Genomic DNA, 22323 nt, shown 5'->3' with positions numbered 1-22323 from the left:
CTTTCTTGGTCATGTGAAATCAGCCCCTTTGCGAAAAGTTTTTATTCCTCAAAGCTGGTGAAAACTGTATCAAGCCTTATAATTTTTCATCCAATCCTTTAGATAATCATTCAATACTTCGAAACGGGCTGGACCGGAGGAGAGAATAAATTCATGAAAATCCTTTAAGACAAAGGAGTCTCCCAGCTTCTTCATCGCCGTATCCTTCATTTCAAGAAATTCGATGCAGCCTAAAATATAATTTAAATAATTTCCCGGTTCAGCAATCATAGACTGATAAATATCCCTGCTTACTCCGGCATCGGTAACACCAAACTGCCCTAAGTAATCGGTAGCTTTGGATAAATCCCAGCCATAATAGTTGACACCTACATCTACCTTACCATACATACAAAGAGTGGCCAGGTTGTTTGCACGAAGGAACTCGGCGAGGGTCTTGTCAATGCCGGATAAATAGTAGCTATCCATTTCTACATAGGTTGCCCAGCCTTCGCTGTAGCCGGTGCAGCTTAATAATGAGCGGATAGGAGCTGGGTTTGTCTGGCTAAAGTATACGTTCTGATACAGATGGCCGGGATAGCCTTCATGAGCCAGAGTTGTAAAAATGGCATCTAAATTATAATCCTTGTATGGATTGATATAAATGGAATTCTGGTTATCGTCATCAATCGGCGGTATCAGATAAAAGGCCGGGCTAATGGAAGGCTGAAGGGATTCGTGGACATACTTGATAGAATAATCAACCTTCTCTATTCCAGGATAGTCAGCTTTAACAGCCTCTTCCAGGTAAGAAAGAATCTTAGCAGGCTCCTTCATCGGATAGGAGACATCCATAGCAGCCTCTAATATTTCAGGATGTTCAGCAATGATTTCCTGCATAGTACCCATGGTATCCCTTAGAAGGCTATCCAGGGCTTCATCTACTTCTTTAATTGTTTTGGAAGACCCTGTGGAGGAGGTGATAAGATGCTGATAGTATTCCTTACCCTCCGGCAGATAACATAGGCCACCATTGTTTATGCCATCATCGATGTGCTGTGTTAAAAAGGAAATAATATTTTTATAGGCAGGAATCACAGAATGTAAAACAATTTCCTTATTCTGTTGCCGGTAAGTATCTTTTTCCTTTGTTGAAAGGCCGTCTATGGTATCCAGCCGGTCGTTAAACACTTCAATTAAAAAATTGGTATCTGTTTTTGATATAAAATCCTGACATTGCTCGATAATGTCAGCTGCCGTTGCGTGACTCATAAAAAGACCAGCCTGGATTTTAGCCTCTTCAAAATCAAGAATCTGCTGATAGTAGCGTTCTACATCGGATAATAAAGTAAGATAGGTATCAACAGAAGCCTTGTCGGAAAAGTGGTATTCAGCAAAAAGGACCGGAAGCTGTGCCTGCAGACCGATGGTTTTACTAAAGGCTTTCTGATATAAAAGAAAGTCAGAGCCCTTCAGATTTTGTTCCAGACTAGCCTTTAACACATCATAGGTAAGCTTCTGTGTGTCAGTTAGCTTTCGATAAGGAAAATCCTTTAGAGCAGAAAGGAGATTTTCTGTCTTTGCCATGTCTGCCTCCATATAATCAAGACTGTAGTCGCCCAGTGTCTGGGGAGCTTCTGTAATACCATAGCTTTCCGGATGGGAAAGGGTAAAGTTAAAGGTAATGCCATCCTCTTTAACTTCTGTGAGAAAAATGTCATTTAAAAAGGTATCAAAGGCGGCCTGTACCTGCTCATCGCTCTGACCTTTTCCGAAGCAGCCGGTGAGGAGAATACAGGTTAGAAAAAGGCTTCCAAGAAAAAGGGAAAGCCGGTGGTGCTGTTTTACAGTATTCATAATGAACCTCCTGAGTTTACATAGTATCATACTATTGGAATGAAAATCATTTTATTCCGGTTTGGAATGTATTTTAGCAGAAAGAGTAGGGGTTGTAAAGTAAAGATAAATGAAAAAAATTTCTCATATTTTTCTCACAAAGGTTGGTTATACTAGCAGTATAGACCAGTTATAAGGAGGGTATATGAATATGGGAAAGAAAACAAAAGCAATAGCTGTAGGAGGGATATTTTTTGCTATTGCTTTCATAGCAGTTGGTGTTTTTGCGGTTACACAATCCGAATTAAAGGACAGAATCTGGTTGTCTATGAATGTAGATATTGTAAATGTATCAGGTTCTTCCGGAGAAAAGCAGCTTTGGCAGGTAGAAAATGAGAAAAAGGTTTCCTTTTACAACCTGGACTATCAGGAAACCATAGATAAAAAGCTTCAAAAGCTGATAAAAAAGAAAAAGCCAACGAAAGAAGCCCCACTATATGTTATAAATCCTTATGGAAGTAATACCTGTTCTGTAAATGTTTATTTTTCCTCGAAAGAGGCTCTGAAGGTTTCTTACACCGTAAGTACCGAGGGAGCACCAGACTTTTCGGCAGATTTGTACAATGGAACAGAGGAAGACTATACTACAGAACATTCCTATCAGATGGTAGGCCTTTTGCCGGGGCTTGAAAATCAGCTGACCCTCCATTTCGAAAATAAGGACGGGCAGAAAACAGATTCTAAGCCGATTCGCATTACAATGCCGGAGGCGGCGTCTAGTATTGCACTTCAGATTGCAGAGGTCATTGACGGAGAAAGCAGAGCAGAGCTGAGCGATGGTTTATTTGCTATGCTGGGACATGATAAGGCATGGGAAGCAAATACTTATTTATATGATAATAACGGATGGCTGCGAGGAGAGCTTCCACTGCTTGGATACCGGAGTGACCGTCTGGAAAGAGTAGGAGAATATTTGCTGTTTTCCTATAGCGACCATGATTTGGCTTTAATGGACCGCCTTGGAAAAATTGTTAGAAAATATAAATTTAATGATTATGTTATGCATCATGATTATTGTTATGATGAAGCTTCTAATACCACCTTTGTTCTTGTGTCGGACAGGGCAACAGAAAAAGAGGTGGTAGAGGATGTCGTTATTGCAATAGATATGGAAAGTGGAGAGATTACACGGCTCCTTGATTTTAAGGATATTTTTCCGGAAATGTACAAGCTAGCAATAAGCCACTATGATACCACGGTTCCAGAGGCAGAAAGGGAGCCTTTAGATTGGATTCATTTTAATACAATCGATGCTATCAGCAGAGAAAATGGGACAGACCTTTTATTAAGTGCAAGAGAGCTGTCAACCATCGTCCGGATTAACAATGTATTTGAAAATCCAAAGGTAGCTTATCTGCTTTCTGAAGAAAGTGTGTGGGAGGAAACGTCATATAAGGAGCTGGTATGGGAAAGGAAGGGAGACTTTGTCCCTCAGGCAGGACAGCATACGGTAACCTATATGGAGGATGACACTCTCCCGGAGGGACAGTATTATATTGCTATGTATAACAATAATTTTGCCTGGGCAGCCAGCCGGCCGCAGTTTGACTGGTCGGTATATCCGGGAGCCGGAGCCTTTGAGGGTAAGCCGGAGGACAATTCCTACTATTATAAATACCTGGTAGATGAAAATGCAAGGAGCTATACACTGGTTAAGGCTTTCCCTGTACCTTATTCCAGTATTGTCAGCAGTGTGGAGGATATGGATAACGGAAATTATGTAACAAGCTCAGGTAAGTCCAACACCTTTGGGGAATATGATGCAGATGGAAGATTGATAAGACAATATAATTATGATTCAAGGAAGTATACCTATCGTGTGTTTAAATACGATTTTGAGAATTTTTGGTTTAAGTAGCCTTATCCGGAGGTTTCTTTGAGGAATTTACAACAAAATATCATGCCTATACAACAAATCCAAACACAGAAAAAGTATTGTATGATTATATAAAATCAAAAAATACAATATTCTCTTAAAAATAAGGAAGCATTTATTTATGAGATGGACTCGGATAAAAGGATTTTTGTCTAGTCGCATGATAGCAGTTCTGCTGGCTTTTTTGGTGGCATTGGGAACGTTTCCGAATATGGCATTCGCCAGTGAGGAAGAAAAGCTTACCACAGTTTATGTTTATGTAAAACCAGAAGGACAGACAGGAACGATTAATGGCCATGGATATTTCACTGTAGGATATATTACCTTAGCACTGCCTTTTGAAAATATATGGGAGTATTCTTCTACAAAAGGTGACAAAACTTTGGAACAGTATCAAGACAAGGTAAATGAAGCAGTTAAGGAGCTTAATTATGAACATAATGAATGGTTAAGAAATTGCAATATTGAGTGGTATACATTGCACATTTCTGATGGAGCTGACAATTATGTTTCCAGTGGCACACCTGCATGGCACCTGGATGGAAAGGTAAAGGCAGAGGAGCTGCCTGAGCTTTACTCTGTAACTTATGATGCAAATAACGGAAGCGGTAAAAGATATAACGACATAAATATGTACACAAAAAGCAGTTTAGTTACAGTGATGGCAAATGATGCGGTTGGCTTTACAGCAGATAACAGATATAAATTTATTGGCTGGAGTACACAAAAGGAAGCTGGTGGAAAGTTATACAGTCCAGGTGAAGTATTTGCTATAGAAGGAGAAACCACCTTATATGCACAGTGGGAAGAGAAGAAAATGGCACGGGTTACTGTTAGACATCAGTATTTTGATTTAAGTGATCCGGAAAAAAGTGTTGCAGGAAAAGGATATATAGAAGAGAATAAAAAAGAAATTCCAGTTGGTGAACTATTCTCTACAGAGTTTGTTTATGAATTTGATGGAAAAACTGACTGGAAGGTCAAGCAGTATCAGGGAAAAGAAGCTGGCTATGATGTTACTGTGAATATAGCAAAAGGAACCAATGGTGACAAATGGGATAAGCCGCTCTATTCTGTAGAGCGAAGTGAAAGTGGAAAGCCACTTACCATATCTTTTACACCTACAGAGGATGAAAGCATACTTGAGTATGATATTTTGTTAAGTTATGAGCGTGGTACAAAGCCAGAGGAGCCAGTGCAGCCAAAGCCAGAGGAGCCAAAGGCACCAGAGGCATCAGTGCAGCCAAAGCCAGAGGAGCCAAAGGCACCAGAGGCATCAGTGCAGCCAAAGCCAGAGGAGCCAAAGGCACCAGAGATACCATTTATTCCGAGTACACCAACAGCTCCAACAGCTCCAACAGTGCCGACTGAAAATAACGGGACAACAGAAATCACAGATACAGAGGTACCATTAACAGAGGTTCCAGAGAAAAAGACAGATACAATTGAGATTGTAGACGAGGAGGTTCCGCTGACTGATACTCCGGATGAAAAGGAGGCAGACGAGGATGCTTCTGCAAAGGAGATTGGAGAGGAAGAAGTGCCGCTGTCAGATGTTCCAAAAACCGGTGACAGCGTTGTGATTTATTGCTTTGCTTTCCTTGTTTCCTTCGGGGGTCTGGTATTTATGGTATTAATATAGAAGAAAAGAACAGAGAAAGTAGTTTTAAATAACTTTATTATGACTTATATTAAAAACCTAGTTTTTTAGCTAGGTTTTTAATACATATATAGGGAAGACAACGACATGGATACATTCATTGCAAGACAGGCAATTTTTGACAAAAAAGGCAATGTGGTTGCCTACGAATTACTATACCGTAGCTCAGAAAAGAGTACAAGGGCGGATCTGGTGGATGGAGACAGGGCTACCCTGCAGGTTTTATCGGATGCGATTACGGTATTTGGATTACCGTATTTAACAAATTCTAAAATGGCCTTTGTAAATTTTACAGAAAATCTTTTATTAAGGGATACAGCACTTTTGGCTTCTCCGGATGAGGTTGCAGTAGAGATTTTAGAGGATGTTAAAATTACAAAAAGGATTTTAGAGAAGCTTCAAAATCTGAAAGATAGGGGATACACCCTGGTTTTAGATGACTATATCGGCAAAGAGGATATTAATAAGCTTCTTCCCCTGCTGGATATTGTAAAAATAGATTTTATGAATACGAGTCAGGAGGTACAGGAGAGGATCGCTGATGCCTTAAAGAATAGTAAGGTGACCCTGTTAGCAGAAAAGGTCGAAACCTTAAAGGAGTATGAAAGAGCAAAAGAACTGGGATATCAGCTGTTTCAGGGATATTTTTTCCGTAGGCCGGTATTGTTTCAAAAAAAGGCACAGAAATTCTCAATAGCCTCCTTTAACCGTCTTTTAGAGCAGGTACAGAAAAGTCACATTAATTTTAAACGCTGCAGCCAGATAGTCCATTCGGATGTGGCACTGACCTATTCTCTTATGGGGAGAGCGAATATATTACAGTATTACCGGGGAAATATTATAACCTCTATTCAGCAGGCACTGGTTAGAATGGGAGAGGATGAACTACGAAGATGGGTATTTCTTACCTTAGCCAGAGGAAATAATATTACGATTTCAGATGAAGCCGTAAAGGAAGCCTATATCAGAGGCTTGTTTGCAGAAGAGATATTGAAAAAGGCAGCCTTTACAGGAAAGAAGGAAGAGGCCTTTATTGTAGGGATGTTCAGTCAGCTGCCGGAAATCATGGGGGAGAGCATGGGTAGTCTTTTAGATAAGGTAGAACTTCCTCCAAAATGTACCGAGGCTCTGCTGAATCAGAGCGAGAACGAATACAGCAGGCTTTTGGAATTCTTTTTCAGGTATGAAAATAAGGATCCCGAGCTTAAGCTGGAGGATTTTGGAATAAATATCTCCTGGAAGGAATTAGGCAGTATATATGTAGAGTGTATCAGAAAGGCCGATTTAGCCTTCTCCCTTCGCTAGGAAGCTGGTTAAAACGGCCTGAACGACCATACGCCTGCTGTAGCCGTTACCGGTACAGGTAGAAAGGGTAAGGTAGGAATCTTTCGTGGATAGCTCCTCCGGGAGCTCTGTCGGATAGCAGGAATGCTTTAGGGCATAATCAATAAACTGCTGTTTTTCCTTATCTGTATCAAAGACACATTGATAGGATAAGCCGTCGGTAGCCCCCTCGTAGGAAGAGAAAACAGTATACTGGTAAATGCCTTCAGTATTAGCTATATAGATGTAAGGATGCTCCTTTCGATAGGAGGAATCCAGATAATATTTTAAAGAAGCAAACATCGAGCCGTCCTTCATCCGGTGACCATAAATAATGGTATTATAGCCGGACAGATCAGAAGGGAGGCGATAGTCCATAAAAACAGAACCAACGCTGCCAGTCTCCTTATTATACATATGATTTAGATAATAGCTGTTATCCTTACCCTGCAAAAGCGGGTAGGAAAGGCGGGTATTCGGAATCATAATCCAACCGATAATATCAGAATTGGCATTGGTTAAAGACTGGAAATCCAGCTCTTTTAGATACTGGGCATAGACATCCCTGTCTGTATCCGCTGTATCCTCTCCGGAATCCGGACTATTGGATGGTCTGGGAGAAACAGAGGGCTTTGGAATAGCCTTAAGACCGCTGATTTCCTCTGCTGTCTTATAAGCAGAGGAGCCCTTTTGATAGTCAAGGAGGGCATAAAGCAGCTTATAGGAGCTAAAGGCCAAAAGTGCAAAAAAAAGTATAAATAAAAAAGTACGGAAAGGGTGCTTCATCGTATATCTCCTTAACAGCTGTATTTGTAAACAGTATACCATGTATCGCTAAAAATAGCAAATTTTGACACTACCTCTTTCAATTAACAAAAGAAAATGGTATAATAAAGGAAAGCAAAAAGAAGAAAGGAGAATAGAAAAATGAAGAAAAAAAGAATTGCCGTTCTGCTGCTGGCTCTTATGCTCTCGGGATTGTGTGGGAACAAAGCTGTAGTACTGGGAGCTACAAATAGAGTCGAAGCTACACAGGAAAAGAATGATAAATGCCAGATTGATTATGCCAATGCAGCTTCCGGGTATGTGACAGTAAAATACACGCAGGAAACAGACAAGAAGCTGAAGGCCCAGGTAACCGGACCGGATAAGGTGACCTATACCTACGATATAAAGTCGGGACGCAACGAAGTCTTTCCGCTTACCAGCGGAGATGGAACCTATACGGTAGCAGTATACCAGAACGTAAAAGGAAGCTCCTATTCCTCCGTACTTTCTGCGAAAATAAATGTAAAGCTGAAAAACGAATTTATGCCCTTTCTTTCCAGCAACCAATATGTAAACTACACCAGTAAAACAAAGGTTGTGGTAAAGGCGGCTTCTCTGACAAAGGGAATAAAGGACCCGCTGGAAAAGGTAAAGGCTGTTTATAATTATGTGGTAAAAAACTACAGCTATGACAAGGAAAAGGCGAAAACAGTGCAGAGCGGCTATCTGCCGAATCTGGACGATATTTATAAAAAGAAGAAGGGTATCTGCTTTGATTATGCTGCCATGATGGCGGCGATGCTCAGAAGCCAGAAGATTCCGGTGAAGCTGGTGATAGGCTATGCAGGAGACGTTTACCATGCATGGGTCAGCGTATACACAGAGAAGGATGGATGGGTTGACGGCGTTATTTATTTCAATGGGGAAACCTGGAAGCTCATGGATCCAACCTTTGCCTCCACCGGAAATTCCAGCAAGGAAGTCATGGATTACATCGGAAACGGAAAAAATTATAAGCAAAAATATACATATTAGCGGATACGAAAGCAGGAGAGAACGATGGTTACAAATGAATTTGTTTCATATTTCTGTTTGGAGATGTCACTGCTGCTCCATGCAGGTATTACTATAGAAGATGGATTATATCTGATGGCAGAGGATGAGAAAAATAAAAGCATATGTCAGCTTTTAGAAGCAATAGCCAAAAAGGTAGAGGATGGGACAGTATTGTCTGAAGCCATAAGAGAGACTCAGGATTTTCCTGAATATGTATGTGATATGCTGGAAACGGGAGAAAAGACCGGACGTATGGAACAGGCTCTTCAGGCTCTTGCAGAATACTATGACAGCAGAGTGCAGCTTGCAAGGCAAATTAAAAATGCATTGCTATATCCCGCTGTTTTGTTCCTTCTGATGATGCTGATTATCGTACTGTTGCTGGTAAAGGTTCTTCCGGTTTTTGATAAGGTTTATGCACAATTGGGAGGCAGGATGACAGGAGGTGCAGGTGCGTTATTACATGCAGGACAGGTGCTGAATCAAAGCCTTCCATTCCTTTGTGTATTTCTGGGAGTGGTTGTGCTTTTGGGGATATTGGCAGCAAGGCAGTATTCTGTCAGAGAACGCTGCATCAGCTTGTATAACCGATGCTCTGGAAATCGTGGAATAGGAAAAAAAATCAGGACAGCCAGATTTACACAGGCTATGGCTATGGGAATGATGAGCGGACTGCATACAGAGGAGGCCTTTGAACTGGCGGCAATGTTTTTTGATGATGTAGAACAGGCGAAACAGTCTTATCAGTGCTGCCTAAGACTCATAGAAGAAGGGAAGGAGCTGCCGAAAGCAATGAAGGAGACAGGGCTTATGGAGCCCTTCTACTGTCATATTCTGGAGTTAGGGATAAAGAGTGGTACCGCTGATACTGCAATTGCAGAAATTGCCAGAAGGCAGGAGGAAGAAGTTCAGGCACTTATTTACCAAAGAGTAGGATGGATTGAGCCGACTATTGTAATTATTGCTTCTATCCTTGTGGGTACTATTTTGCTTACTGTTATGCTGCCACTGTTAAATATCATGTCATCCATTGGGTAGGTGAAAAAATGGAAAAGAAACATTCTTTATCTGAAGTATTCCGATGGCTGCTAGGGCCGGTTCTTGTGGCAGTATTTGCCTGTTCTTCTCTGATAATGGCAGAAAGACTGCAGGGACAGCAAAACCAGGAGGGCTTAAAGCAGCTTGAGGATGCCATACATAAGGCAGTCATGACCTGCTATACAACAGAGGGAATTTATCCGCCAACAATTATATATATTGAAGAAAATTATGGAATACAAATTGATAAAAAAAAGTATACCGTGTTTTATGAAATATTTGCAGATAATATTATGCCTGAAATTACGGTATTGCCGAAGGGCTAAGGGGAGAAAACGTGAAGAACAGATTCAAAAGATATTATATAGAAGGAGTCTTTGTATTTCTACTGTTTACTATCTTTGCAGGAGCTATTATCATTATCCTTTCTCTTGGTACAAATAGCTACCGCAAGCTGGTTGAGAGAGACAACAGGGTTTATGATAAGCACCTGGGGACCAGCTATGTAGCAGCAAAAATCCGTGGCAATGATATAGAAGGTGCAATTGCTGTAGGAGGCTTTGTTGAAGCAGAGAAGGAGGATGGAATAGAAACTCTCCATATCTATGAGAATATTGATGGAGAATGGTACGATACAAGAATCTATTATTATGCCGGTGCCATACGAGAATTATTTACTTTTAAAGGAAATCAGATGGATCCGGAGGATGGAATCGCAGTTATAAACGCAAAAGCTATGAAGCTGTTAAAGACAGAAGAAGGGATTATAATTTCGATAACCGATGTCTGGGGAAATATTGATAGGATGACAGTAGGCATACGTTCGGGAAAAGAGGTAAAGCCATGAAGCAGGAAAAGGAAAGGTCATTTCTGGTACTGATGGAGCAGCTGGTTATGCTTTTTGTATTTGCCCTGGCAGCTGGTATTTGTCTGCAGGCCTTTGTTAAGGCAAATGATATTTCTATCCATACCGGGCAGCTTAGGAATGCCGTATCGCTGGCACAGACAGGGGCAGAGCTCTTAAAGAGCAGCCGTGGAGACTGGGATGAGGCAGACAGACTGCTGAAGGCCCAGGGCTATCCATCGGAAAAAGAAGACGAGCAGCTTATCGTGGTACAGGATGACCTTACTATGAAAATTAGCAGGAAGGGTGTAGAAATTTATAATGAAGCAGGAGAGGCTATCTATGAGCTGGAGGTAGGCTGGCAGGAGGAGTCATATGAGGACTAAAAAAAGGACGCCGTTCATTGCGGTAGGGGCCAGCACGATTCTGACAATTTTTGCAGTTCTCTGTCTTATGATTTTTGCATTACTGGCATTATCTACAGCCAACACAAATGCGAAGCTGGCACAGAAGGCAGCAGATAATATAAAGGCTTATTATCAGGCAGATAAAAGGGCAGAGGAGCTTTTTTCACAGCTACGAAGGGGAGAAGCCCCTCCGGAGGTGACCTTCCAGGAGGGCATCTATTCGTATTGCTGCCCCATGACAGATACAACGAGCCTGAAGGTTGAAATAGAAAAGACAGAAGAGGGCTATCGGATTTTGGAATGGAAGCGTATCTACATCGGAGACTGGGTACCGGAAGAGTCTTTAAATGTATGGGACGGAAGCTTTGAGGATTAGGAGGAACTTTAGATGGTGCCATTGGAGGAGATACTAAAGAAAGCCGTAAGGGATGCGGCGTCAGACATCTTCATAATTGCAGGAGGACCTTTAAGCTATAAGGTACAGGGGCATATTGTACCTATGCAGCTTATCGATAAGCTGCAGCCAGAGGATACCAGGAGCCTGATTGAGCAGATTTACAGTCAGGCTAACCGGAGTGAGGAAAAATATAAGACTAGTGGTGATGATGATTTTTCCTTTGCCATTGCCCATCTGGCCAGATTCCGTATTAACACCTACTGCCAGCGTGGCTCCCAGGCAGCGGTTATCCGGATTGTACCCTTTTCTATTCCGGATTATACACAGCTGGGAATACCGGAAGAGGTCATGAAGGTTTCCCGGCTGTTACATGGCATGGTTCTCATCTCCGGAACAGCCGGAAGTGGAAAATCTACGACCCAGGCCTGTATCATAGATGCGATTAACCGTCAAAGGCAGGCTCATGTTGTTACTCTCGAGGATCCGATAGAGTATCTGCATCGTAATAACCAAAGTATTATCAGCCAGAGGGAGATTTCCATTGATACCAAAAATTATCTGTCTGGCTTGCGGGCTTGCTTAAGACAGGCACCAGATGTCATTCTCCTAGGAGAAATGAGAGATGCTGAGACGATACAGACAGCCATGACTGCAGCGGAAACAGGGCATTTGATTATTGCCACCCTGCATACAAAGGGAGCGGTAAATACGATAGACAGAATTATTGACAGCTTCCCGTCAAACCAGCAATCACAGGTTAGAATTCAGCTTTCTATGGTGCTGGATTCTGTTATCAGCCAGCAGCTGCTCCCCGGAGTAAAGGGAGGTATGGTTCCTGCAATGGAAATTATGAAATCTACACCAGCCATTAAAAATATGATTCGGGACAGTAAAACCTATCAGATTGACAATGCGATACAGAGTTCGAATAAGATAGGAATGATTTCCATGGATCAGTCTGTTTTTGATTTATACAGGGAAAAAAGAATTACAGGGGAAACCGCATTGGAATATGCAGTGAATCCAGAACAAATGAAAAGAAAACTGGAGGTATAATAAATGGAAACGGAGGTTAAAATGAAAAACGATATAAGGAATAAAAGTGTAGGAAAAAAGATTCAATATATTTCGACTGTATGCGGCATCATCGCACTGCTGGTGGTTTTATTTTCTGCTATCAATATTATAAGTCTGAGGATTGGTATCAATAGGGCAGATGATATAATCACGGGTATTTTCTCTGAAATGGATGCCGTGGAAGAAAAGCTGCTCAAAATGGATTCTGCTATTCAGCAAAGTTTTCTGACAGACAGTGCTGAGGAAAAGAATGAGAAATTAAAAGAAGTCATAGAATACATAGATGGTATGGGAGCAGTACTGGAAAATGCAAAGGACGATAAAAAGAGTGCTTCCTCTGGTGCAGATGGAACCTCCGGAGCTACAGCTGCAGTCGGAGCCAGTTCTGGACTGGGGAAAATAAAAGGTGATTTTAACCGTATGGAATCCTTAGTAAAAGAGATTACGGATAGCTACAGTACTGATGATACCAATTGGGAGCTGTATTATACACAGTACAAAGAGAGCGTAAGACCGATTGTAGACAGTATAGCAGAGGAGCTCCAGAGTGTTAAAGCTGAGGAAAATAAAGCATTGGCTGGCGATGTCGGAGTATTAAATAAGATTGCCTTTTTAGCGATACTGGCTGAGGTTGCAGGCTCTGTTATTTTTGTAATTGTTGCTATCCGCTTGCGAAAAAAAGTTACAAAAGCGATTTTAGATCCGGTACAGGAGGTGGGTGAAGCGGTTCGTGCTTTATCCAATGGAAATTTCTCCGTAGAATTAAGGTATCAAAGCAGGGATGAGATAGGAACAGTATGTAATGGCATCCGGGACAGCTTTGAAAAATTAAACCATGCAATCAGCTATATAACAGACTCGTTGAATACGATAGCTGATGGTGATCTGACCAAGCATTATACCGAAGAGCTTCCAGGAGATTTAAAAGCTATTGTAAAAGCAATAGAGGAGCTGAATTTAAGCTTTAGCAGTACCTTAAGGGATATGCAGAAGCAGTCCGTGCAGATAGCAGGTGGTGCATCCCAGGTGGCGAATGGCTCGCAGGATCTGGCAGAAAGCACAACGGAGCAGGCAGAGAGTGTGGATAATTTACAGCAGCTGTCGAATGAGGTAGAGGACTATACAAGAAAAACAGGAGACAGCATACAGGCAGCAAAGGAGGATCTTGAAAAGCTCATTGCTACTATGAAGAGGTCTTCTGGGGAAATAGATAATTTAAAGAGCTCTATGCAGGATATTACGATGGCATCTAGGGATATTCAGGGAATCAGCGGACAGATGGGAGAAATAGCAAATCAGATTAATCTGCTTTCTTTAAATGCATCGATTGAAGCAGCAAGAGCTGGTGAAGCTGGAAAAGGCTTTGCGGTAGTGGCGAGTGAGATTGGACAGCTTGCCAGCCAGTCGGCAGAGGCTGTCAATAACACCCGGGACTCTCTGGAGAATTCTATCCAGTATGCTGAAAATGGCAGCAGGGCGGCCACTGGAATCATAACCTCCTTTGATGAGATAATGAACAGTGTAGAGGGTATTAGTGTGGTGATGGAACGAGTGGTAGAGGCGGCACAAAAGCAGATAACTGCCATTAAAAATATGGATGAAATGATTCGCACGATAGCAGACAGTACCCAGAGTAACTCTGCTAACAGTGAAGAAAGTGCAGCCATCAGTGAAGAGCTGAATGCAAGTATAGAAACTATCAACCAATTAATTCAAAGCTTTAAGATTTAAGGGAATTGGCAACGAATTGTTTGAGGTTTACTACAAAGCTACACAGAAAATATGGAAAATATAGTATAATTAAGAGAAAAAGTTTAATTTGAAAAAAATTTATTTAAGGAGGAAATTATGAAACGGAGTAAGCAAAAGAGGGGACTTTCGATACTCTTGGCATTGGCAATGCTTATCGGAAGCATTGGCATGCCGGGAGCGGCTTTGGACAAGGCTATTCCAGCCAGAGCGGTCGCAGCAGAGGAAAAGGGAGCTGTGGAGAGGCAGCGCGTATCGGTGGCCAGTGGAGCTTCTATTACAGGGGACATAACCTGGGAGATACGTGGGTATAAGGACGTTGTAGAGGATTCGGGTCCCTATATCCTGTCCTTTGAAGCAAAAACACCTGCGAAGCTAGAACAAAAGAATTTTGAAGGTTCTGTTAATGATTGGGTATACTACATGAATAGAGTCGATGGTAATTATATTGAAAAAGTAGAGCTTACCAATATTAAAGAACTTGACGAGCGAGTTTTTGAAGGCAGTAATATAAGAAGTATTGATTTAAGGGGAGTAGAGAAAATTGGAGTTGCGGCCTTTGCAGGCTCTGAGCTTTCAGGAAATCTAAATATACCAGCGAATTGTACGGTGTATGATGCTGCCTTTAGTGAATGTATCCATTTAAATGGCAGTCTGACGCTGGGGAGTTCTGTGAAAATGGCAGATTCTGCTTTTGGGCAATGTCCTTTTAGCGAGGCAAGGATTCCTACTACGGTTTCCGTATTTGATGGCAATAAATTACTGAATAACGGGAATTATGCGGAAGAGTCTATCGATGTGAAGGTTGGCGAACCAGGCTTCCTGGAAAAGGCAGCAAAGATTACCTTTGAAGTAGATAATGAAGCTACTGTGGGTGCAGCTACTGAAGATGAGGATAAAACAAACAATACCGTAAGACAAGCTGGAGCTACTTCTGGAGGCTTTTCTATCCAGGGGGATAAGCTATCAACGATAACATATGCTCTTACGTCTAAGGGAAGTCTGGAGAACAAGTCAGCTATTTCCCTGAAGGTCTGTCAGGCAGAGAAACCAGGTATAGTAGAAGAGATTGCTCCTGGCCGTAAAGCTTCCGTAGCAAATGGAAGCCTGGTAGGAACGACACCACCTGCATCTTCGGATTCATCTGGTGGAAATGGAGCACCATCCACACCAAGCGGGCCATCTGCACCGTCGGGAGGCGGAGCACCTTCTGCACCAAGCGGTGGAGGAGCAGGGGCACCAGGAGGAGGCGGCACACCTTCTGCACCGGCCAAGGAGGAGACAGAGCAAAAGGATGCTGCTAAGGAGGAAACGGACAAGAGTACAGAAGTAAAGGAAGAAGCGAAGGAGCTACCGGCTGTAAATACAAAGCTTACAGATAAAAGTAAAAATACCTATCGGGTAACAAAAAAGGGAAAAGAGGTAAGCTTTATTGGTAATAAGAAAAAAGCTACGGTTACCATACCAAAGACAGTTAAGGTAGACGGCATTAGCTACAAGGTAACGGCGATTGAAAAAAATGCCTTTAAAAATAATAAAACAATAAAGAAGCTTGTAATTTCTGATTCTGTTATGACAATCGGGACGTCCGCCTTCCAGGGCTGTACCTCTCTTAAGACGGTTATCCTTGGAAAAAACATAAAAAAGATTGGGAAAAATGCCTTTTCCGGCTGCAAGAGCCTCAAGGAAATAAGGATTCCTAAGGGAAAGAAGAAGGAATATAAGAGCTTACTTCCAGGATTTTCTTTGGTAGAAATAAAATAGCCTGAATTAACAGTGCGGAGGAAACATGAAGAAAAAAGGGAAAAATGGTATAATTTGGGTATTAATCTGCTGTTTGATGCTTATGCTGTTTCCGATAGAAGCTATGGCAGCAAAAAAGGATACGGAAAAAACCCTTACTCTTACAAATAAAAACGTAAAAGATGGAAAAATTGTAATTAAAAATAAGAAATACAAATCTATTATAGTAAAAAAGAATGTAAAGGCTGCACAAATCCAGCTGTCTAATGTAATGGTTTCCGGAAGTGTAAGCTTTGAAAAGGGAGACTATACCCTGCAGACAACAAAGACAACGATAGGAAGTCTTTCTATGACACAAAAGGGGAGCAATATAGCACTGGATAAAAGGGCTGATTTAAACCAGAAAAAGCTGGTAGTTAAGGTAAAGAACGCAGCTTCGGGAAAGCTTGAGCTACCTGCTTATACGAAAAAGGTTGATTTCGAGCTTGGACAGAGGGCTGAGGTAGATCTTTTCATTGGTACGAAGGAAAAGGCACAGGTCGCTGTAAAAAAGAGCTATATTACTTCAAGGCTGATAATAGCAGGTATGGATGAGTCTGCAAAGCTAAAAAGCATGGAGATAGAAAAGCCAGTTATAGCCACAGTAGAAATAGAGCTTGGAACCCTTAAGGTAGAAAGGGAAGCAAAACAGGCAGTGGTTACACTGAATAGTGAAACAGATAAGATCCAGAATACGGGAAAAGCCGAGATTAAAGAAAAAGAGGGGAAAGAAGAGGAAAATAATAATCCTTCTGGCGATGGTGGAGCTCCTGGTGGTGAAAGTAGTGCTGGCGGCGGCGGAGCCCCTGGTGGCGGAAATAGTGCCGGCAGTGGCGGAGCCCCTGGTGGTGGAAATAGTGCCGGCGGCGGCGGAGCCCCTGGTGGCGGAAATAGTGCCGGCGCTGGAGCTCCTGGTGACAGTACCTCCGGCGGTGCCTCTGGAAGTGATATCCGGATTAAGGGTGTGGAAGCTCTGGCTGTAGAGGTACCCTTTGGCACAACAGTGGAGGAGCTGTCTTTGGATGGATGGCTTGGCAGAAATGTTAGGCTGCTGGTCGAAGGTAGAGCAGATGTGCCGGGGACAGTAGTTGGCTCATGGGCTTGTGATAATTATCAGCCGAAGGATACCACAAAGGAGTACACCTTCAGGGCAGCAGTAATCTCGAAGGATGGATATGCTGTTGGTGATGATATAAAGGCTTTGGCTAAGGTAAGGGTTATGTCATTGGATACAAGGTCTCTGGAAGAGCGAAAAAAGGAGGCAAGGGATTGGCTGGGTCAGATAAAGACAGAGAGTAACCCGAGCGGTCAATATGAAATTGCGGAAAGGGCTAGTCTGGTAGAAGTCGGTAAGCAGTTTGTGACCCAGGGTATGGCCGACACAGTTAGAGAAGCTTTAGAAAAAGCAGAAAAGCCGGCCCAAGGCTGGGAATCTCAGAAGGCTGTGAAGGCTGCTGAAGGGGCATTGGAAAGGGCTCTTAAGTCTTTTGTTCCTCAACAGGGTACGAAGGCTTCAATTGCCAACCCGGATACTGGCGGCAGTGCAGAGGCATCCGAGACGAAGATTGACAAAGTGGTTAGGGAGCTGAAATCCGAAAAAAATGGAAATGTTGTAAAATACCAAACCCCGGATACGAAGGAATGGAGAGCTGTCATCTGGACAAAGGGTATCGATGCACCTAATATGGATGACTTCAAAAAGCAAATAAAAGACGAATTTGGTTATAAGTATATGTATGCTAAGCCGGAGCAGGGAAAGAATTGGTACGACATCAACAAAAGTGAATTTAATGGACAACAGGGTGGCAAGGATCGCATTATGTGCTACGCGGCTGTTAGTGCAGCACAGCTGCACTGGTGGATAAAGCAGAATGAAAGCTTTGTGAAAGCTTTCATTGAAGGAGAGGCAAAAAGCAGCTTAGACGATATAAAATTTAAAAAGCTAAAGGAATTGGCGGCTGAGGAGTCTTATCAGATAGATGCTCAGGATGGAACAAAAAGCAGGATTTACCAGATGTTCAAAGACTACTTTGCAAGCCCGACCCAGGCTTATCAGTCTAATTTGCTGAATGACTTTTTTATCAGTGATTATCAACCGGATGGCAGTAAGACGATGAATAAGCCCGATCTGTATAAGAAAGATGGAAGAGGAGGCTTCTTTTATCCTGTTTTTGAAAAAGAGCTGATAACCGGGTACAGGACAGCGGGAGGGTATGATGCCTTCCAGAGAGATTTCATTCCTTTGCTAAAGGATGGGAACTCTGTCGGTCTGATTTATACCGGACTAAGCGGGGCATCCCACATTGTGACCTTGTGGGGAGCGGAGCTTGATGAGAATGGTCTGCTCACGGCAGTATTTATCAGCGACTCAGATGACCAAGAGGAACCGGAGGTCGGCATGAAACGGATGCTGATTCACAAAGATTCTAAAGGTAATGCCAGGATTACATCCTCGACGAGCCCGAGTATGGATACAGGTGCAGTGATTCTTGCCATGTCTTATCTCTCCCTGGGCGAGGAGCAGTGGAACAGGAAAAATAACTTAAATTAATCATTTGGAGGAAAAAATGAAGAAAAAAGGAAGAAACACTATTATTTGGATATTAATTTGCTGTCTTATGCTTGTAGTATCTCCTGTAGATGCTGCAGCAGCAAAGAAGGATACGGGAAATACCCTTACCCTTACAGATAAAAATGTTAAAAATGGAAAAATTACAATTAAAAACAAGAACTACAAGGAGATTGTAGTGAAAAAGAGCGTAAAGAATGCGGAAATTTCGCTGTCCAATGTGAAGGTTTCCGGAAGTGTAAGCTTTGAGAAGGGAGACTATACCCTGAAGACAGCAAAGACAAGTGTTGGAAGCCTTTCTATGGTACAAAAGGGAAGCAATATAACACTGGATAAAAAGTCTGATTTGAACCAGAAAAAGCTGGTAGTTAAGGTAAAGGGTTCAGCGACTGGAGAGCTTGAGCTGCCTGGCTATACAAAGAAGGTTGATTTCGAGCTTGGACAGAAGTCAGATGTAAGCCTTCTTATCGGTACAGAGAATAAGGCTCAGGTCGTTGTAAAGAAGAGCTATACCACCTCCAAGCTGACAGTAGCAGGTATGGATGAGTCTGCAAAGCTAAAAAGCATGGAGATAGAAAAGCCGGTTATGGCTACAGTAGAAGTAGATCTCGGAACCCTTAAGGTAGCAAAGACAGCAAAGAAGGCCGTTATTATCCTGAATAGTGAAGCAAATAAGATTCAAAATACAGGAGAGGCTGAGATCAAGCAGAAGGAAAAGGAAGAGGAGAAAAAAGAGGAAACCAAGAAGGAAGAAGAGAAAAAGGAAGAAAATAAGAATACAGCTGGCGGTGGAAGCAGCTCCGGTGGTGGAAGCAGCTCCGGTGGTGGAAGTAGTTCCAGTGGTGGAAGCAGCTCCGGTGGTGGAAGTAGTTCCAGTGGTGGAAGCAGCTCCGGTGGTGGCGACTACAATGTGCCTGTGTTTTCAGAGAAGGAGAAGCAGGCGATAGCAGATAGCTTTAAAGCAAAAGCTGCTAAAATAGTTCAAAACTTAACCTATGAAGAGGGAAAAGGGCTTGCACAGGAGCTGGATAATATAAAGAAACCTCTGGCGGAGGAGGACTTTAAACGCCTGGTAAAGGAAAATGAGAGAAATAAACATGAGGTTTTAAAAAAGGAGCTTAAGACGTTAGAGGTACTAAGGCGTGGTGTTGAGCTGAATGATAAGGGAATAGTTTCCATCAAGGAGGCTGCAGCCTTGGATATTACCTGTACTCTGATAAAAAAGGAAAATAATGGAGAAAATGTTGAAGAAAAGAAAAAAGACGAGAAAGTTCTAAAAGCTGGAGATAAGGATGTTTCTATGCTGAAGGAGCTAAGACGAAACGGCCTGGGAGAGTATTTTGTAAAGGCTGAATGTACTCACTATCTGAAAGCAGAGAACTTTAATTCTAAGGAGCAGACGGTGAAGGAGCTGGAAAATCCTTTAGGAACAAATCCAGATGAAACACTTCGTATTGTTGCAAGGGATACTGACTTTAAATTACAGCCTCAGGTGTTGGAAAAATTTAAACAGGCAGTAACTGTAAGTGGGGCTGGGATTTCAAATCAATCAAATACAATTACAATAAAAGATGGAAAATTAAGTTGGAAGCCAGTGAAAAATGCTACAACCTATGATATCTATGGTGATGTAACTTTTGATAGTAAGGAGGGATATTTAGGGAAATTTTATCTTGATAAAGAAGATGATGGAAATAATGAAATAAACTATAAATCAATAACGGTTGAGAATCATAGAAGTATTTTTGATGCAGATCCAGACTTTTCCAGAGTATTATGTGCTACTGGTATCAAGAATAGCGAGGAAGGTATTCCCTTATCAGAGCTTATAGTTTTTCCTAATAAAGGTAACTCAGCTCTTGTAAATCCTTGGTATACATATGCAAATGTTTCTGGTGTGACAGTAAGATTTCTTATAGTACCAAGAAATACAGATAGCCTGTATATTAACAGTAATCTATCAGGAAAGGATAGACTGAGTCCCTTGCAAGAGGAGAAAGTAAAGGCACATTCTGTGTTTATATCAGATATACCAATAAAGGATTTCTTTTCCTGTATCTTCGGTGAGAATATCGAAACTCTTGAAAAAGAGAAGAAAACAATAAACTAAATTCTAAAAGGCTGTCCCTTGGTGAATGAAAATTTGCCAAGGGGCAGCTTTTGCACTTTATAGGAAAGACCGCCTACGGCGCTCTCTTGAATTGAAAAAAGCCCGCAGGTCGGCGGGCACAACAAACGGATGATTGCTGGCTTAGAAGATGTAAAAACCTTCTTCACCAAAACCGTCATCAAGTTCATCATCATTTAAGAAATAATCCATATCCAGAGGTGCATCCTCGCTCATAAGGCGAATGTCCTTGGATGTCATACCTTCCGGCGGATTATCCATGTATTTTTTTGCGCAGTGCCTCGATATCTGGCTTCATGGTGTCCATCCTCCTTATGTAGAAAAGAAGCTGGAAGGAAACCGTGACTATAAGGATATGATATCCTTCCGTAAAAAATGCTTTATGAACTTAGCAAATGCCGGAAAATTCTCCAGTGACAGAACGATAAGAGATTATTGGGAAGAGGTGTGGAAGCAGAGCTTTGTTTTGATTTTCAAGAAAGGAAAAGAGTGTCGTTATTATAGCGTATTCGCTACAATAACAACACTTTTTTCTGTCTCCTGAAATTCAAAAAAATCTACAGTCCAAAATTTAATTCTTTTGTCCTATCGTCTACCTGTTGACAGATTTACGTTTCTATGGTATTCTCATCTCACTTATTTAATTTTTCATATCTTATTTTTCATTTCTGGATGTTAACCGGGCTGTTCGCCGCTTTTTTCCAGAAGTTTTACAAACTAATTTTTACTTAAAGAAAGGATTTTGCCTATGGAAGAAAAAAAGACACCAATTCGCTACCCATTAACCAATGATTACATGTTTCATGTTGTCCTGCAGCGTTCCACGGAAAGCTGCCGCCATTTCCTTGCTGCAGTTTTGGGACGGAAGGCAGAGGAAATCACCCATCTGCAGATTTTAAATCCTTTGATTCCTGGGGAAAGGCTTCAGGAAAAGCAGTGTATTCTGGATATCCGGCTCCGTATTAATCACGGGGAGCAGATTGGTATAGAAATGCAGATAAGCCGCATTGAGGGCTGGCCGGAACGCTCCCTTTATTATCTGTGCCGGAGCTTTACCTCACTAAACCGGGGGGATTATTACGAAACTGCTAATCCAACGGTACATATCGGCATCCTGGATTTCAACCTGGTAGCAGATAATCCTTATTTCTTTTCCCAGTACCGCCTTTTAAACACAGAAACTTTTCAACCATATGATGACAAGCTGTCTATTTATGTGATAGAATTAAATAAGCTAAAAAATGGCTGTAATGAGGAACATAAGGAAATCTATCACTGGGCTCAGCTTTTTAAAGCCCAAACCTGGGAGGAATTGGACATGATTGAAAGGAACCATCCAGAATGTGGAGAATTTGTTGCTGTTTTAAAGGAATTAAATGAAGATGAAATGATGCAGCTGGAATGTGAGGCCAGAGAAATGTACGAAAAAGATCTTCACGCACACAAAAGAGCGGCTTTGCGGGAAGGACTTGAGCAGGGGCGTGCAGAAGGGCGTGCAGAAGGGCGTGCAGAAGGACGTGCAGAAGGGGAACTGGTTGCGATTATTTCAAAAACCAAGAAAAAACTGGATAAGAATAAAACAGCTGCAGTAATTGCAGAAGAATTAGAAACAGAAATAGCCTTGATTGAGCAGATTATCAAGACTATTTCAGAGTTACCTGTATATACAGTAGAAGGAGTTTACGAAAAATTAAGGGAAAAATAGCGGCATAGAGTAAGCTTTATTGGACTTTTTTAGAAATATAAGTTTGGATAGAATACTGTAAGTTCTGGT

18 protein-coding genes are annotated in these 22323 nt (G+C 41.9%); 16 read left to right on the top strand and 2 right to left on the bottom strand.

Going from position 1 to position 22323, the window contains the following annotated elements:
* Positions 1-69 precede the first annotated feature (69 nt).
* Positions 70-1836, bottom strand: a complete 1767-nt coding sequence (locus ASU35_RS12575) for a DUF885 domain-containing protein (protein WP_058353353.1) — start codon at positions 1834-1836, stop codon at positions 70-72.
* Positions 1837-2026: 190 nt separating this feature from the next.
* Here ASU35_RS12575 and ASU35_RS12570 point away from each other — a divergent pair, with 190 nt between their 5' ends.
* From ASU35_RS12570 to ASU35_RS12560, 3 genes are all read left to right on the top strand, one after another.
* Positions 2027-3733, top strand: a complete 1707-nt coding sequence (locus tag ASU35_RS12570; protein ID WP_172794641.1) for an aryl-sulfate sulfotransferase — start codon at positions 2027-2029, stop codon at positions 3731-3733.
* Between the two features lie 139 nt (positions 3734-3872).
* Positions 3873-5393: an InlB B-repeat-containing protein gene (locus ASU35_RS12565; protein ID WP_058353351.1), complete on the top strand. Its 1521-nt coding sequence runs from the start codon at positions 3873-3875 to the stop codon at positions 5391-5393.
* Between the two features lie 105 nt (positions 5394-5498).
* Positions 5499-6716, top strand: a complete 1218-nt coding sequence (locus tag ASU35_RS12560) for an EAL and HDOD domain-containing protein (protein WP_058353350.1) — start codon at positions 5499-5501, stop codon at positions 6714-6716.
* Here the strand turns inward: ASU35_RS12560 and srtB are convergent.
* Positions 6696-7520, bottom strand: a complete 825-nt coding sequence (srtB, locus tag ASU35_RS12555; RefSeq protein ID WP_058353349.1) for a class B sortase — start codon at positions 7518-7520, stop codon at positions 6696-6698. The genes ASU35_RS12560 and srtB overlap by 21 nt on opposite strands.
* Before the next feature lie 141 nt (positions 7521-7661).
* On the opposite strand from srtB, the gene ASU35_RS12550 reads away from it, so the two are divergent.
* The 13 genes from ASU35_RS12550 (at position 7662) to ASU35_RS12490 (ending at position 22254) form a co-directional block, all read left to right on the top strand.
* Positions 7662-8537 (top strand): transglutaminase-like domain-containing protein, encoded by an 876-nt coding sequence (locus tag ASU35_RS12550; protein ID WP_058353348.1) that lies wholly within the window; start codon positions 7662-7664, stop codon positions 8535-8537.
* Positions 8538-8561: 24 nt separating this feature from the next.
* Entirely contained in the window at positions 8562-9596 is a 1035-nt protein-coding gene (locus ASU35_RS12545) for a type II secretion system F family protein (protein WP_058353347.1), read from the top strand.
* Between the two features lie 8 nt (positions 9597-9604).
* Positions 9605-9922 (top strand): hypothetical protein, encoded by a 318-nt coding sequence (locus ASU35_RS12540; protein ID WP_058353346.1) that lies wholly within the window; start codon positions 9605-9607, stop codon positions 9920-9922.
* An 11-nt stretch (positions 9923-9933) separates the two neighbouring features.
* Positions 9934-10443 carry a DUF4860 domain-containing protein gene (locus ASU35_RS12535; RefSeq protein ID WP_058353345.1) on the top strand — a complete coding sequence of 170 codons (510 nt, stop codon included), beginning with the start codon at positions 9934-9936 and terminating at the stop codon, positions 10441-10443.
* The gene (locus ASU35_RS12530; protein WP_058353344.1) at positions 10440-10826 is read left to right on the top strand and encodes a hypothetical protein; all 387 of its coding nucleotides are present in this window, start codon (positions 10440-10442) and stop codon (positions 10824-10826) included. Before ASU35_RS12535 ends, ASU35_RS12530 begins: the two co-directional genes overlap by 4 nt.
* Positions 10816-11223: a hypothetical protein gene (locus ASU35_RS12525; protein WP_058353343.1), complete on the top strand. Its 408-nt coding sequence runs from the start codon at positions 10816-10818 to the stop codon at positions 11221-11223. The genes ASU35_RS12530 and ASU35_RS12525 overlap by 11 nt, the downstream gene beginning before the upstream one ends.
* A gap of 12 nt (positions 11224-11235) precedes the next feature.
* Positions 11236-12300, top strand: coding sequence for a type IV pilus twitching motility protein PilT (locus tag ASU35_RS12520; protein ID WP_479714987.1), 1065 nt, complete (start codon positions 11236-11238; stop codon positions 12298-12300).
* 3 nt (positions 12301-12303) lie between these two features.
* Complete coding sequence (locus ASU35_RS12515) at positions 12304-14052, top strand: methyl-accepting chemotaxis protein (protein ID WP_058353342.1); 1749 nt, start codon at positions 12304-12306, stop codon at positions 14050-14052.
* 117 nt (positions 14053-14169) lie between these two features.
* Positions 14170-15834: a leucine-rich repeat domain-containing protein gene (locus tag ASU35_RS12510; RefSeq protein ID WP_058353341.1), complete on the top strand. Its 1665-nt coding sequence runs from the start codon at positions 14170-14172 to the stop codon at positions 15832-15834.
* 25 nt (positions 15835-15859) lie between these two features.
* Positions 15860-18403 carry an IdeS/Mac family cysteine endopeptidase gene (locus tag ASU35_RS12505; RefSeq protein WP_058353340.1) on the top strand — a complete coding sequence of 848 codons (2544 nt, stop codon included), beginning with the start codon at positions 15860-15862 and terminating at the stop codon, positions 18401-18403.
* Positions 18404-18419: 16 nt separating this feature from the next.
* On the top strand, positions 18420-20531 hold the full coding sequence (locus ASU35_RS12500) for a hypothetical protein (RefSeq protein WP_058353339.1): 2112 nt from the start codon (positions 18420-18422) through the stop codon (positions 20529-20531).
* Positions 20532-20835: 304 nt separating this feature from the next.
* A complete protein-coding gene (locus ASU35_RS12495; RefSeq protein WP_479714988.1) occupies positions 20836-21093 on the top strand; it encodes a glycogen/starch/alpha-glucan phosphorylase in 258 nt (85 codons plus the stop codon).
* 204 nt (positions 21094-21297) lie between these two features.
* Positions 21298-22254 (top strand): Rpn family recombination-promoting nuclease/putative transposase, encoded by a 957-nt coding sequence (locus tag ASU35_RS12490; protein WP_058353337.1) that lies wholly within the window; start codon positions 21298-21300, stop codon positions 22252-22254.
* Positions 22255-22323 lie beyond the last annotated feature (69 nt).

Origin of the sequence: Acetivibrio ethanolgignens, assembly GCF_001461035.1 — a bacterium.
Lineage (GTDB): Bacteria > Bacillota > Clostridia > Lachnospirales > Lachnospiraceae > Velocimicrobium > Velocimicrobium ethanolgignens.
Note: the sequence above shows the minus strand (reverse complement) of the source record. Positions and strands in the feature narration are given on the sequence as shown.

Excerpts from the sequence above, each read along its gene's own strand:
- ASU35_RS12505 (WP_058353340.1), top strand. The coding sequence starts at position 15,860 with ATGAAGAAAAAAGGGAAAAATGGTATAATTTGGGTATTAATCTGCTGT.
- ASU35_RS12500 (WP_058353339.1), top strand. The coding sequence starts at position 18,420 with ATGAAGAAAAAAGGAAGAAACACTATTATTTGGATATTAATTTGCTGT.
- ASU35_RS12575 (WP_058353353.1), bottom strand. The coding sequence starts at position 1,836 with ATGAATACTGTAAAACAGCACCACCGGCTTTCCCTTTTTCTTGGAAGC.
- ASU35_RS12510 (WP_058353341.1), top strand. The coding sequence starts at position 14,170 with ATGAAACGGAGTAAGCAAAAGAGGGGACTTTCGATACTCTTGGCATTG.
- ASU35_RS12515 (WP_058353342.1), top strand. The coding sequence starts at position 12,304 with ATGGAAACGGAGGTTAAAATGAAAAACGATATAAGGAATAAAAGTGTA.
- ASU35_RS12520 (WP_479714987.1), top strand. The coding sequence starts at position 11,236 with ATGGTGCCATTGGAGGAGATACTAAAGAAAGCCGTAAGGGATGCGGCG.
- ASU35_RS12570 (WP_172794641.1), top strand. The coding sequence starts at position 2,027 with ATGGGAAAGAAAACAAAAGCAATAGCTGTAGGAGGGATATTTTTTGCT.
- ASU35_RS12560 (WP_058353350.1), top strand. The coding sequence starts at position 5,499 with ATGGATACATTCATTGCAAGACAGGCAATTTTTGACAAAAAAGGCAAT.
- ASU35_RS12490 (WP_058353337.1), top strand. The coding sequence starts at position 21,298 with ATGGAAGAAAAAAAGACACCAATTCGCTACCCATTAACCAATGATTAC.
- ASU35_RS12545 (WP_058353347.1), top strand. The coding sequence starts at position 8,562 with ATGGTTACAAATGAATTTGTTTCATATTTCTGTTTGGAGATGTCACTG.
- ASU35_RS12565 (WP_058353351.1), top strand. The coding sequence starts at position 3,873 with ATGAGATGGACTCGGATAAAAGGATTTTTGTCTAGTCGCATGATAGCA.
- ASU35_RS12550 (WP_058353348.1), top strand. The coding sequence starts at position 7,662 with ATGAAGAAAAAAAGAATTGCCGTTCTGCTGCTGGCTCTTATGCTCTCG.
- ASU35_RS12525 (WP_058353343.1), top strand. The coding sequence starts at position 10,816 with ATGAGGACTAAAAAAAGGACGCCGTTCATTGCGGTAGGGGCCAGCACG.
- srtB (WP_058353349.1), bottom strand. The coding sequence starts at position 7,520 with ATGAAGCACCCTTTCCGTACTTTTTTATTTATACTTTTTTTTGCACTT.
- ASU35_RS12530 (WP_058353344.1), top strand. The coding sequence starts at position 10,440 with ATGAAGCAGGAAAAGGAAAGGTCATTTCTGGTACTGATGGAGCAGCTG.
- ASU35_RS12540 (WP_058353346.1), top strand. The coding sequence starts at position 9,605 with ATGGAAAAGAAACATTCTTTATCTGAAGTATTCCGATGGCTGCTAGGG.